Genomic DNA, 14,016 nt, shown 5'->3' with positions numbered 1-14,016 from the left:
ATATAAAAATGGAAAATACTGAATCAAGAGTAAGAATACTTAAGGGGTTTGCGGATGAAAGCAGGCTTAAAATATTGATGCTGCTTAATATACGCCCCCTGTGCGTGTGTGAGATAAATTATATGATGGATATAGCCCTTTCCACTATTTCGGCTCATCTCAAAGTGCTTAAAAAAGCAGGGCTTATTTTTGATAAAAAAGAGGGGAGGTGGATAACCTACACTCTCACGGATGATCCTTACTGCATAAGGCTGCTGAATATCTGCTCGGAGGGAATAGACTTTTCTGAGGAAAAGAAAAAACTTGCCTCGGCAGATCGCGTTATGTGTGCTGAAAAGCTTTATGAATAGGCTTTCCGGCACACACTGATATGCAAATGTTCAGTTTTTGATGTGAATTTTCACATTTTTTGTTGCGCTATGATTCTTTCTTTATATCTTATATTCCAGAGTTTTATTGTTGACAGATATTTATTGATAAACAGGAGGTCGGGTTCCGAACGTGTATTCTCCTCTAAGATGCGTGGACGAGCAGGCACTGCGTTTTGTTAAAAACATTGATCTTGTTTTGTCAAAACGGGTTCAGCGTGATGTTTTCAGCCCTGAAAGCAAGTGGCACAGGGCTGATATGAAGCATAGTCAGGTAATGGATATTAAACTTGATGTTATATCCATAGCTGATAACTGCGTGGAATGGGCTGAAAAGCTTGAAAAAGAGTTCTACGGCTGGATTGCGGACTGCAACAGGGATCTCACCCAGTGGGATGAACCGGTTAGAAAGGCTCTTTCCTTTGACAAACCTTCCGAAGGTGTGTTCACATATTACAACGCAAGCATATCGTACCTTAAGAGCCTTGTAACTTTCTGCAAGTCTGAAATGCTTGTGACTCTTGATGATGATGACAGAAAGTATCTTAATGATCTTATAAACACTGCCTCCGGCCTGAAAAAGACTATCAGCGGCATATATAACTACTGCTATGATATACATACAGTTAACTCAGACCTTGTTGAGGGGAGCAAGGAGGCTCTTCAGGAGCTTTACCGCGGAGTGGAGCGTCTGCTCCGGGTTTGTGCGGAAGCAATCAGCACGGGCTACTCGCTGAGAAGAAAGTATAATAACCGGAAGTTCGCCAGCGAGTACAATTCTGACTACATACACGCTTCAGGCGGCAGGATAATAGAAACAGCCAATCTGGTCTGGATGTTCAGGTTTATATTCTGGTTCGGTTATAAGAAAAAGCCGGAGGAATATCCCATTAACCACATTCTGGCTCTGGAAAATAAGGATGTGATTGAGTTCCGCAGAAATGTGAATACTGTTATGCGCAGGGTGATAGGTGAGCGTCATCCGCTTTACATGCGCTTTAACACTCTTATGTCTTCCGTTATTCAGGGAATGGGGCTCAAAAAGCTGGACAGCCATCAGCTTGAGTATCTTGAAAACACCTTCTTCGATATGTGGGCAATTGCAGCCGCAAGAACGATTCTGGCCGAAAAAGAGGCACAAACGTAAATTTTTGTAAAACGGTTGTGCATATTACCTTCACAGGATATAGTAATACATATACACAATATTCCTGAGGAATGATTTATGGACAGCCGCAATGGCAATGCAGACAAAGCCGGTTTCAGGCTCTCTCCGGAGCAGCCTTCATTATCTAAAAAAATTCTGAATGATGAACAGCGTTTTTCAGAGCGTATTCTTCTTGTTATAGATTCCCTGAGCGGGCATATTCTTGATGCCAGCATCGCTGCCGTCCATTTCTACGGTTATCCTTTTGAGCGTCTCATTTCCATGAAGATAACCGAGATAAACACACTGCCTTACTTTGTGGTGATGAAGAAGAGGCTGGAAGCTGCTAAAAACAGCAGAAGCAACTTTATTTTCCCCCACAGACTTGCTGACGGCAGAGTGAGGGATGTGGAGGTTATTTCAAAGACTCATTTATTTGACGGGAAGAGGTATCTTCTTTCTGAAATCAAGGATATTACAGACACAGGCCGGGCGACAGGCTGAGCCTACTGTTCGGAAAGGTGTCTGTAGATTGTCTGCCTGTTTATTCCCAGAAGCTGAGCCGCCTTTGAAATATTTCCTTCCGCTTCGTCCAGCGCCATCTGTATGAGGTGATCACTGACCTCTTTTATGGTTGGGAAAACGCCCCTGTAGCTAATCTCAAGCCTGTCTGCGAGACCGGGGATCTCGATCTGCACTGCAAGCTTAAGCCCTTTTCTTCTGAAATAGTCTGCAACCAGCTTGTCATCTATGATCTCAGGATGTGACTCCGCCACCATGTCATGGAGTATGCCTTCAAGCTCCCGCACGTTGCCTGGGTACTCGTACCCGGTCATCAGTATAAGAGCCGGCGCAGTTATAACCGGCTTGCGCGTATTGTATTTTTCCGCAATTTCAGCAAGCAGGTGCTCCGTTACAGGGAGAATATCCTCCTTGCGCTCTCTCAGCGGAGGTATGGTTATATTATGGAACATGAGGCGGTAGTAGAGATCCTTGCGGAACTCTCCTGTTTCGCTCATTGTTTTCAGGTCTCTGTTTGTTGCGGCGACAATTTTGGTGTTCACCTGCCGTACAGTGTCCGAGCCCAGAGGGTAGTATGAATTATCCTGAAGAAGCCGGAGAAGCTTAACCTGTGAGCTTTGTTCCAGATCGCCTATTTCATCAAGAAAAAGCACCCCGTTTTCCGCGGATTTCACCAAACCTTCCCGCATTCCGTCCGCTCCGGTAAAAGCGCCCTTAACGTGGCCGAAAAGGGTATCGGAAAACACAGTGTCATCAAGGCCTGATACATTAACCTTTACCATACGCCCCTTCATACCGGACATATCATAAATAAGCTCTGCTATCAATTCCTTACCGACTCCTGTTTCCCCGGTGATGAGAACAGGGGTAGGGGTGGGGGCTATATTTTTCATGTAGCCGAAAACACGCGCCATTCTTGGACTGTTTGAGACAAACTTTTGAGAAATCATGCTGTGGTCAGCCGGATCAAAAAAATCTTCCTTAAGCTTATCCAGTTCCTTCATGGTGAAATAGTGTTTAACAGCTTTGGTAACGGCGGCTACCAGCCTGTTTTTGCCGGATGCTTTCGTAACATAGTCAAAAGCGCCCTGACGCACGGCGAAAACAACTGTTTCGGAATCTTCCGCGGCGGTCACTATAACCACAGGGATTTCCGGGAACCTGAAATTGATGTCGGTCAGAAGCTCAAGCCCGTTGATATGAGGCATGTTAATATCCAGCAGGATAAGGCAGAATCCGCCTTCCTCAAGAGTGGTGAGAACCTCACGGCTGTCATTAATGCAGACAGGCTTCTGGGTGAAGCTCTTGCCTATGATACGTGCTGTATATTCAAGGTGTGACAGGTCATCATCGACCAGCATTATTTTGTAAGTATCCATAATGCTTTATTTTATTGGGTTTCTTCTGTGATTGCAAGCAAACCCGTTTGGCGCTGTTTCAAAATGTGTCACATATTTTTTATAAAGAGATGTGCTTTGTATTGTTTTAAGGCATTTTTTATTAGCATGTTAATTTGTTATTTTGGCAATCGTGTGTCATAATTGTTATAGATGAAAGAATAAACGGCTTTATATACAATAGTTTATGAAAATAATAAAAATTCCTAACAAGAAAAAAACACAAATTGGCACACCTCTTGCACTATACCTAGGCAGACACAAAAAGTGCATCATTATTTTACGAGGTGGTTTATGGTCGCCGAAACTAAATTCGAAAACGTAAGTCTGCTTTACTTCTGCGAAGGTGAATATATTTCAGAAGAATTTATCCTTTCAGTAAAAAACAGGATAAAAAGACTCACCATAGGAAGAAGCCTGAGTGATATGTCGTCCATACTGGACAACATAGATGTGGATGTTCTTCTTCTTGATATAAACCCCGGCAGGATTCCGGCTGAAGTGCTTAATGCATTTCTGATCAAGATGAAGAGCAAAAAAGAAGATCTCTCGGTGATAATCGTGACGAAGCCGAGCGAGTTTGCAGATAATCTGACCGAAGCGGATTTTGTTGTCAGCAGGGATGTTAATCCTGAGCAGTTGAAACGGCTTGTGGAGCTCTGCTGACACATCTGACGAATGGGGCTGCCTCCGGGCAGTTTGAGACCCCGTTCATCATATACATCTGACGGGCAGGGCTGCCGCGGCTGGCCTGCGGTATTTAGGCCCTGCCCACTTTAAATCTGACAGGCAGGACTATTTCAGTTCAACTGAAACAGACGTGTGATTCCTGCCGTTATATCTGACCATACGGTAAGTGCGGCACATGGCTCCGATAAGCCTGAGTCCTTTGCCCGAAGGGGCGTAAAGTTCTTCCTCGGAGCTGTAGCGGAAAGGATGTCTGATAACTTCATTATCAGGCATCCATTCTGCACCGTTATCTATGAACAGCATTTCTATTTTGTTTTCCTGAATATCTATATCAAGGGTTATGTTCCCTGTTTCACCGCGCAGCTTGCCGTGTCTGACTACATTTACCAGAATCTCATGGGCTATGCAGCGCACCTTGAGCGCAGGGGAAGCCTCTATTCCGGTTTCTGTCAAAACAGACTCAAGCTTCTCACATTCATCGGCAATCACGGAAATATCCGGCCTGAAAGAAAGTTTTATTGTATTTTTCATAATTGTGCCCGCGGCAGTTGTTATTTTTAGGTGAAAAGGGTATTGTTTAATGTTAAAGATATTATCGCTGTATTACGATTGAATATTAGTCTTATTTTAGTTTTATGTTCCTTTGGTTCCAGGAGGTTGCCGTGAGTCTCAGAAAAACCCTTTTATTTATACTTTCCGCCCTGATGCTTGTGCTTGCTGCTTGCAGCGGAGGAAGCAGCGGCGGCGGGGATGACGGAAAAGTCCGGCTGGAGAATATCGTAATAAGCCCTCCTTCCGCCAGTATAATAATAGGGCGCACGGTTCAGCTTGAGGCTGTTGCCCTTTACTCGGATGACACTAGCGTTGATATAACAGTCAACCCGGAAGCCGACTGGAGATCATCCGACAACGCCATAGCCACAGTAAGCCAGACCGGGCTTGTCACAGGGTATGCAAACGGAACAGCAACGATTACTGTTGAATATAAAAATGTTACCAAATCAGCAACTGTCCTTGTTGGGGACGGTGAAATACTCATAGGTGTAGCAGTCACCCCCACAAAACCGACTCTTTCACTCGGTTCATCAAACCAGCTTACCGCAACCGGAGTTTATCATAACACTGCCCTCGGCAAAGTAACCAAGGATGTCACAGCAACCGCAGTCTGGGAAAGCTCCGCCCCGGCAGTTGCAGGTGTTAACAATAACAGCGGGAGCAAAGGTTTTGTGCTTTCCGCATCTGCCGGAACAACAAATGTCACAGCCTCTCTCGGCGGTTTTACAGGCACGGCTGTCATAACCGTGAGCAGCGCAACACTGCAAAGGGTGGAGATCGAGCCGGATGAACCTGTGAACGCCGCTGGCGCCACAAGGCAGCTTACCCTTGTGGGGTATTACTCAGACGGAACTACGAGAAACGTAACTGCTGATGCCACTTGGGTTTCCCAAAGCACGAATGTGGCAACAGTGAGCAACGCATCAGGCTCCAAAGGGCTTGTAAACACGCTTGCTGTGGGAACATCCGTAATTGTTGCTGCAGTAGGCTCCATCACGGACACCACAACAATTCACGTTGAGCCTATCAGCGTTACTTCCATAGATATAACTCCCGCAGTGGTGAGCCTCCCCTCCGGCACAACGGTTCAGCTTACCGCCACAGGCACATATTCTGACGGCAGCACGCAGGACGTTACTTCTTATGCTTCATGGTCAACATCAAACGGCGCGAGGGCGACTGTTTCAGGCGGTCTTGTGACCGGCGTATCCGCCGGAACGGCTAATATAACAGCCACAGTAGGCGCTGTTTCACGCTCAGTCACTGTTACGGTAACTGCCGCCGCACTTGTATCAATAGAGATAACCCCGCCTGTGGCTTCAATAGCGAACGGCTTTGATCAGCAGTTCACGGCAACAGGGATATATACAGACGGCAGCACGGCGGACATAACTGAAACCGCAGTGTGGGATTCCTCAAACGGCGCAGCAGCCACGGTGAGCAACGCGGCGGGCACAAAAGGGCTTGCCTCCTCTCTCGCAGCGGGTTCAACACAGGTAACCGCCTCAGTGGGTATGATAAGCAGCGGGGCAGCAACCCTCACTGTGACACCTGCCACTGTGCAGTCTATCCAGATAACTCCCGAAGCACCGTCCGTTCCGCTTGGACTTACCCAGCAGTTTACGGCTACAGCCACATACTCCAATAACACCACGATGGATGTGACCGCCCTTGTGACATGGTCGGTGGAGAGCCCCGTTGCTTCTATAAGCAACGCAGCGGGAACCAGAGGCATGGCTTATACTCTTGCGCAGGGTTCAACGGTTATCACCGCAACTCTGGGCGGATTGAGCGATACCACTAACTTTACCGTAACACCCGCCGTGCTGAATACTGTTCAGGTTACTCCCCTTACCGCAAGCATGTCCAAAGGGAGCACTCAGCAGTTCACCGCAACGGGCATATACTCAGACAACACGAATGTTAACATAACCTCATCCGTTACTTGGGCATCCACAAATGCGGCATCAGCCTCCGTAAGCAACGCCATGGGCACAAACGGGCTTGTGACGGCTGTCAACACAGGAACGGCGACAATATCGGCCTCTCTCAGCGGCGTGACGGGAACCTCAGCGGTTACAGTCACGGCTGTTGCATTGACCCACATATCCGTAACCCCTGCCTCTTCAAGCGTGGCTCTCGGCGCCACCAGACAAATGACGGCGATCGGCATATATTCCGATTATTCAACTCAGGATATAACTGAGCTTGTTACATGGAGCTCCTCCGCCGCGTCAGTCGCTGCCGTGAGCAATGCAGCGGGAACTAAGGGGCTTGCGACAGGAATTGCGGAAGGAACTGCAACTCTGACGGCATCATACAGCGGGGTAACGGGAACAGCATCGCTGACTGTTAACCCTGCGGCGCTTACATCTATTGTCCTTAACCCCATTATGGTGAACAGTCTCCCTGTGGGCAGCACAAGGCAGTTCCTTGCTACTGGCTACTATTCCGACGGTTCATCCATGGATGTAACTGCCATTGCCGCATGGAGCTCAAGCGTAACAGCAAGGGCAACAGTGAGCAACGCCGCCGGCAGCAAAGGGCTTGTGACGGCAATATCAGCAGGTTTGACAAACATTACCGCCGCCATAGGCTCTGTTACATCTGCCAATGCGCCTGTTACGGTAACCCCTGCTACCCTCACTGCGATAAATATTACCCCTGTGGTTCCTTCCGCCTATGAAGGCACAACTGTTCAGTTCACTGCGACAGGCGTATATACTGATGGTACAAGCGGGGATATAACTTCGGCAGTCACATGGATTTCTGATAACCCCGCCGTTGCCTCAATCAGCAACGTTGCCGGAACAAAGGGGCTTGCGACCGCAATAGCCAATAACGCGACACCTGTTACCATAATCGCTTACCTTTCAGGCGCAGCGGGCTCAACAACACTCAAGGTGGATGCGGCTACGCTGACATCAATTGCAGTAACTCCTGCGGGCGTTTCTGTAGCTCTGGGCAACAGCCAGCAGTTCACCGCGACCGGAACATACTCCACAGGCTTCACGGCGGATATTACAGAGCAGGTGACATGGACACTCAGTGACTACTCCATAGCTTCCATAAGCAACACGGCAGGCTCCAGAGGGTTTGCCGTTTCTGTGGCTCAGGGCTCAACAACTGTCACAGCCACACTCGGCAGCGTGACTTCTCCGTCTGTGACACTGACGGTTAACCCGGCAACACTTACAAACATAACCGTTACCCCGGCTCCGTTCTCCGTGGTTGTGGGTGAGGTCGTTCAGCTTACGGCAATAGGGCATTACTCCAACGGAAGCACGTCTATTATAACGGAAACTGCAAACTGGACATCTCTCATGACTTCCCGCGCCACAGTCGGTAATACGGCGGGGGTTGACAAAGGACTGGTGACAGGTGTTGTTGCAGGCTCCACAACAATAAGGGCAACTGTCGGCGCGGTTATAGGTTCATCCGCCGTTACCGTGACAGGATATGCCATTACATCAATATCACTCACCCCTCCGGCAGCGACAATAGCCAACGGGGCTACTCAGCAGTACACGGCTATTGCCACATACACCAACGGTTCCACAGAGGACATAACAAACGCGGCGGGTACTACATGGTCAAGCAGTAATACGGGCGTGGCAACCATAAACGCAACCGGGCTTGCCACCGGAGATGCGGTAAATGACGGAACAGTTACTATAACTGTTAATAAAGCAGGAATATCAGAGACCGCCACACTGACGGTTAACTAAAAAGTACCGGGGCAGGGGGCTTGACAGAGTCCTCTGCCGCAATCCGGCTGCTCTGAATAACTGGGTTTCTGTTCAGCGGGGAAGGGTGATGGTGAAAACTGCGCCGTCCTCTTCATTCCGGGCAGATATTTTTCCGCCCATATTGGTTTCAATTACCGTGCGGCACATGTAGAGACCCACGCCGGAGCCTTTTCCCTGCTCCTTGGTGGTGAAATAGGGGTCAAATATATCAGGCATTATGTCCTCAGGTATGCCGCCGCCGTTATCTTTTATTTCCACGGTCACGTCCCGGCTGCCGCCGATTACGCGGGTGACAATTGTTCCTGTTCTCGGTGCCTTGCCTGATTTTTTGTTTTCTGATATGGCTTCCACTGCATTGTGATAAATGTTCAGCAGAACCTGCTTGAATTCGGTGGGGAAGCCTTCCGCCTCGTATGCCGTATTTTTACAGTCTTCCGTTTTCATATGTCCGTAAACAGGCACCGGCTCGGAACTGTTCATAACGACAAAAAGTTCGATGTTGGCATATTCCGCCTTCGCTGTGATCATTCCGAGGCTTTCAAATACAAGCTCTGCGGTGTTGAAACGCACTTTCGCCTCATTTGCAGCGTAGAAGTTCCTGAAATCGTCAATGGTTTTAGAGAGATAAACAATCAGGTGCATGCAGCTTTCCGTCATGCTTTTCACATATTCCATATTCATTTCGCCGCTTTCAAAGGAGTCTTCAAAGTCCTGAATGTAAAGCCCCAGAGCGTTTATCGGCTGCCTCCACTGGTGGGCTATTGCGTTTATCATCTGCCCCATAGCAGTGAATTTTGACTGCTCAAAGAGAAGGTGCTCGTTTTTCCTGCGTTTTTCCGTCTCGGCCTTTATTGCTTCCTCAAGGTTATGATTAAGCTCCTCAAGCTGGGCTGTTTTGGCAGTCAGCTCTTTCTCAAGCTTCCTGCCGGATGTTTTGTTTTCCACAATGCCGAGAATGGTTTCAACATCGCCTTTTTCATTGAAAACGGGAATGGCGGTAACGGTGACTATTAATTTCCCTTTAGTGGTCTGAACCTCAGTCTCCTTGGTAATGATGAAGCTTTTCATCAGTTCCGCATCTTTGTCCGTTGCGCGGAAAACGGGGAGAAGGGGAAACTCGTCCCTGAGTTCATCCTCTGTTTTGCCGATTGCTGAGGAGGATGGTACGCCGAACATGGAAGTCATGGCTTCGTTCCAGATGGAGAACCTGTGGCTGTTTTTTATGCTTTTTGTATAGATGCCCAATGGGATGCTGTCTGTTATTTTGCTGTAGAAGAGCTTTTGTTCTTTCTTTTGTCTGCTTTCATCAAATAGAACTGCCAGAAGAGGACGGATAGTTTCAGCCAGTTTTCTGAATTCATCCGGTAAATCCGTGAGTGGTTCCGGCTCTGCTGTTTTTGTTTCGAAGGATTTACTCACATATTCCTCAATCTTTCTGAAGCCGCTGTGTATTTTAAATCTGAGGTAAGCTGCGATCAGAAACAGGCCTGCGCAGGCGGCAAAAAGGGCGGAGTACACAGGAACCGTATTTACGTTTGCTGTAAAAGGCGTGGACGTGTCTGTTAATGATGGGATCTCGGCTGTCTTGCCTATCACCCAGTTCCAGCCCTCCACAGGCATAACATAGGATATTTTACTGAGTGTTCCCCCGTTTTCATAGCTGTTCAGGGTGTATTTCACAAATCCGCCGCCTCTGCGGGCAGTTTCCATATGACTGTTGAGCACATCTCTGCCCTGCGGGTCATTGACTGCCATAAGATTATTCCCGGCATTCTTCCCCGTGAGCAGTACTCCGGCATCAGACACTATGAAAAGCTTTTCCCCTTCCGGTGCTTCCAGAGAGGACGCAAAATCGGCGGCACTGCGCATCAGATCCTTCTCAAAGTCGTCAAAATATATGGCGGAGCAGATGTACAAATCCAGTTCTCTGAAATAACGGACATGAATCCTCTTGGAAAAAAGCGGGGGTGCTTCGCTCAGGCCGTTTTTATTGCTGAGAATATTAAGAAAGCCTTCCGAATCTGTGACAGCTTCTTTCAGTTTCTGCGGGTCAAGCTTTTTACGCAGATCGGCAGAAAAAGGCGAAAACAGCGTTTTCCCTTCTCTGTCCACGGCGAATATATAGCCGCTGCCGTTCAGGAAACGGAGCTGAAAAAGCGGAGTGCTCACCAGTCTGATAATTCTGTCTCTTGATTCTTTTGTTCCGTGTTCGGAATATATGTCAGACGTGATGAGGTAAGCTTTTGATGCCGCATCAGAAAGACGCTGCCTGAGTTTTGCTTCGCTGCTTTCTCTCAGAAACCTGATATAACCTGCGAAAAGCTCGGTATCATGCTTGAGTTCGGCTTTTTTTATCTCCGAAGCTTTGGTTCTTTCCGCTTCGGTCAGTTTCTCTGCTGTATTTATGTATTCGTTAAAAAATACCAGCGCAAAAGGCACGGCAGATGCAAGCCCTGCCGCCAGAAGGCACGTAAATATAACGCTCGTCAAGCTGGTGAAAATATTTCTCATTATTAATAATCCTTTATAAAAGTATATTTTAAAATGCCGTCATAATCAATGATGATAATGAATGATATTGATATATTGCGCCGGACGGTGGATGTGATATAGATAGGGCTATGGAAAAACTCATAAAGCACCTGCATAAGGGACAGTTCGCCGCATCCCTTAACTATGAGAGGGTTATCCCGCCCAGAGATGCGGAATTCGAAGAACTGAACATAATAGAGTCGGACATTATACGAAACGCCGTCAGAGATATGGGTATAGATAAATTATACACCCATCAGGCTGAAAGCTACCGCCATGTGCGGGCAGGAAGGGACATTATAGTCACCACGCCTACCGCCAGCGGGAAGACCCTTTGCTATAATCTCCCTGTAATAGAAGATATTTATCATAACAGAGGCGTGAAGGCGCTTTATCTGTTCCCTCTTAAGGCTCTGGGGCATGACCAGCAGAAGAGTCTGGAAAATTTCATCAGTGAAATCCCCCTCGGCGGCGGAATAAAAACAGCGGTCATCGACGGGGACACAGATAAGAAACTCCGCCGTAAGATATTGAAAGATCAGCCGAATATAATAATCAGCAACCCCGACATAATGCATTACTCTATGCTGGCAAAACGTGAGGAGTGGGACGGCTTCCTGAGCGGGCTGAAATACCTTGTGGTGGACGAGCTCCACACATACAGAGGCGTTTTCGGAAGCCATGTCTACAATCTCTTTGCCCGTTTTCAGAGGCTTTACCCGCATGTGCGCATCATCTCCTGCTCGGCGACTATAGGGAGCCCGGCGGAGTTTGCTTCACAGCTTTTCGGGCGTGAGTTTGCCCATGTATCAAAAAGCGGAGCCCCGTCCGGCAGAAAGCATTTTCTGATGTTCAACCCGGATATTCCTGCGGCGGCACTTGCTAACTATCTTCTGAAAGTTAATATCGAGGCCGGAGTCAAGACAATCTGCTTCACCAAGTCCCGCAAGCAGACGGAAACAATATTCGCCAGAGCCATATCCGGCGACCCGACATATGCCTCTGCCCTCAGTTCATACAGGGCGGGTTTTCTGCCGGAGGAGAGACGGGAAATAGAGAAAAAGTTCTCTGACGGTAAACTGAAAGCCGTTATTTCCACATCCGCCTTTGAGCTTGGGCTTGACATAGGCGGGGTGGACTCCACGATTCTTGTCGGTTATCCGGGCTCAATGATGAGCCTCTGGCAGAGGGCAGGGCGCAGCGGAAGGGGCATTAAGGACAGCCTCATAATCCTCATAGCGGGGAATGACGCTTTGGATCAGTACTATGTGCGCAAGCCTGAGCTTCTGTTTGAGGGCAGGTTTGAGGAACTGGCAGTGGACAGGGAGAACACCGAGATAAATGAGGGGCACATCATCTGCGCCGCTTATGAAAAGCCCGTTTCAAGGGATGAGGCTTACTATAAAGAGAACGCAGTCCAGATAGAGAAACTGGCGGCGGAAGGCAGGCTGTTTGAGGAAGCGGGAGGCGGCAGACTGTTTGCTCTGGGCAGATACCCTTACGGTGATATTGATCTCCGCATGGCGGGGGACAGCTACACCCTGAACTGCTCCAAAATAATGATAGCCACCAACTCCGGCAGACGTGTTTACACCGAGAATTTCAAGGGAGCGGTCTACCTGCACAGAGGCAGCCAGTTCATAGTGACTGATACTGACAGGCAGAAACGGGAGATAGAACTCCAGCCGTTTAACGGCAACTATTTTACCGTACCCCTTACCGAAAAGCAGACATCTGTTCTGCATGAGCGGGACAGAAAAACGGAAGGGAACATGCGGGCGTGTTTCAGCGACCTGCGGGTTACGGAAAGGCTTATCGGTTACTCCAAAATCTCTGCCCGCACAGGGGAAAAACTTCAGGATGTTGACCTTGAGGAAGACCCGGTCATGTTTGAGACCAAGGGGATGTATTTCCTCATCCCTCCAGCTTTCAGGCAGGAGATCGAAGCTCAGGGGCTGAACTACATGGGCGCTATCCACGCCTTTGAGCATGCGGTTATAGCCATGCTTCCCACTGTGGTTCTGAGTTCGAGGGATGATGTGGGCGGCATATCGTACCCTTACCATCCGCAGCTTGAAAGCTCCGCCGTGTTTGTTTATGACGGCTATCCGGGCGGTGTTGGGATAGTGAAAAGAGCCTTCGGAAGAATACGGGAGCTTCTGGAAACCACGCTGAATCAGGTGAAATTCTGCGGGTGTGAGGACGGATGCCCCGCCTGTATATATTCGCCCAAATGCGGCAGCGGCAATTATCCGCTGGATAAACAGGGGGCGGTCTATCTGATAAAGCGCCTTCTGGAAGAGGATTTGAAGGATGAGGAGGAAAAGCCTGTGATAAAATGCGAAAACAGCGGCGAAGTGCTGGTTTATGACATAGAGACAAAATATTCGGCTGACGAGGTCGGCGGATGGAACAACAGCCATAAGATGGGCGTGTCCGTTGCTGTGGTTTATTCCATGAACAGCGGCGAGTTCAGCGCCTACAGGGAAGAAAAGATAACCGAGCTCACCGAAAGACTCGCCTCCGCACGGATGATTGTCGGCTTTAACAACATAGGCTTTGACAACAAGGTGCTCTCCGGTTACGGAATGCCCGCATTCAGGGGAACTTTCGTGTTTGATATGCTGGCGGACATCCGCAGCCTGACCGGGCAGCGCTTCTCACTGGAAAAGCTTGCCACCGCCACGCTGAATACAGGCAAATCCGCTGACGGGCTCATGGCGCTTCAATGGTTTAAGGAGGGGCGCTTTGACCTCATAGAGGAATACTGCATAAAGGATGTGGAGGTGACGAGGGATCTTTTCCTCTTCGGGGTAAACAACGGTTTTATCCACGCGCCTGTAAAAGACGGAAGCCTGATCCGCATCCCTGTGAAATGGAAGGAGATACTCGCATCCTACCTGTGATCGCGCTTTTTAAAACAATAATCACTTTTTAGTAAATTTACCCTTATTTTAAGACCTTCCCTGTCTTGACTTGGTATGTTTAATACAGTATCATTGCAGACTTATTTTGAAATAAATAAGCGAAGCGTTCGTTTTTAGGTAATCTTTTCG

The 14,016-nt window shown here is 48.3% G+C and carries 9 protein-coding genes; 6 read left to right on the top strand and 3 right to left on the bottom strand.

All coding sequences use genetic code 11. The features are described 5' to 3' along the window. Nucleotides 1–8 precede the first annotated feature (8 nt). From OSQ85_RS09545 to OSQ85_RS09535, 3 genes are all read left to right on the top strand, one after another. Nucleotides 9–350, top strand: coding sequence for an ArsR/SmtB family transcription factor (locus tag OSQ85_RS09545; RefSeq protein ID WP_265822702.1), 342 nt, complete (start codon nucleotides 9–11; stop codon nucleotides 348–350). A 151-nt stretch (nucleotides 351–501) separates the two neighbouring features. Further along, nucleotides 502–1,515: a hypothetical protein gene (locus OSQ85_RS09540; protein WP_265822701.1), complete on the top strand. Its 1,014-nt coding sequence runs from the start codon at nucleotides 502–504 to the stop codon at nucleotides 1,513–1,515. Between the two features lie 78 nt (nucleotides 1,516–1,593). Beyond that, nucleotides 1,594–2,019, top strand: coding sequence for a PAS domain S-box protein (locus OSQ85_RS09535; RefSeq protein ID WP_265822699.1), 426 nt, complete (start codon nucleotides 1,594–1,596; stop codon nucleotides 2,017–2,019). Nucleotides 2,020–2,021: 2 nt separating this feature from the next. On the opposite strand, the gene OSQ85_RS09530 is transcribed toward OSQ85_RS09535, so the two are convergent. Beyond that, nucleotides 2,022–3,416 carry a sigma-54-dependent transcriptional regulator gene (locus OSQ85_RS09530; RefSeq protein ID WP_265822698.1) on the bottom strand — a complete coding sequence of 465 codons (1,395 nt, stop codon included), beginning with the start codon at nucleotides 3,414–3,416 and terminating at the stop codon, nucleotides 2,022–2,024. 312 nt (nucleotides 3,417–3,728) lie between these two features. Here OSQ85_RS09530 and OSQ85_RS09525 point away from each other — a divergent pair, with 312 nt between their 5' ends. After that, a complete protein-coding gene (locus OSQ85_RS09525; protein WP_265822696.1) occupies nucleotides 3,729–4,100 on the top strand; it encodes a hypothetical protein in 372 nt (123 codons plus the stop codon). Between the two features lie 129 nt (nucleotides 4,101–4,229). Here the strand turns inward: OSQ85_RS09525 and OSQ85_RS09520 are convergent, their stop codons facing one another. Beyond that, a complete protein-coding gene (locus OSQ85_RS09520) occupies nucleotides 4,230–4,655 on the bottom strand; it encodes an ATP-binding protein (RefSeq protein ID WP_265822694.1) in 426 nt (141 codons plus the stop codon). Between the two features lie 131 nt (nucleotides 4,656–4,786). On the opposite strand from OSQ85_RS09520, the gene OSQ85_RS09515 reads away from it, so the two are divergent. Beyond that, the gene (locus tag OSQ85_RS09515; RefSeq protein WP_265822693.1) at nucleotides 4,787–8,407 is read left to right on the top strand and encodes a beta strand repeat-containing protein; all 3,621 of its coding nucleotides are present in this window, start codon (nucleotides 4,787–4,789) and stop codon (nucleotides 8,405–8,407) included. 72 nt (nucleotides 8,408–8,479) lie between these two features. Here the strand turns inward: OSQ85_RS09515 and OSQ85_RS09510 are convergent, their stop codons facing one another. Then, nucleotides 8,480–10,939, bottom strand: coding sequence for a cache domain-containing protein (locus tag OSQ85_RS09510; protein WP_265822691.1), 2,460 nt, complete (start codon nucleotides 10,937–10,939; stop codon nucleotides 8,480–8,482). Nucleotides 10,940–11,049: 110 nt separating this feature from the next. On the opposite strand from OSQ85_RS09510, the gene OSQ85_RS09505 reads away from it, so the two are divergent. Then, a complete protein-coding gene (locus OSQ85_RS09505; protein WP_265822690.1) occupies nucleotides 11,050–13,866 on the top strand; it encodes a DEAD/DEAH box helicase in 2,817 nt (938 codons plus the stop codon). The last annotated feature ends 150 nt before the right edge of the window (nucleotides 13,867–14,016 follow it).

Source organism: Geovibrio ferrireducens, from assembly GCF_026226615.1.
Lineage (GTDB): Bacteria > Chrysiogenota > Deferribacteres > Deferribacterales > Geovibrionaceae > Geovibrio > Geovibrio ferrireducens.
The sequence above is the reverse complement of the archived record's forward strand: the minus strand, read 5'-3'. Positions and strand labels throughout refer to the sequence as shown.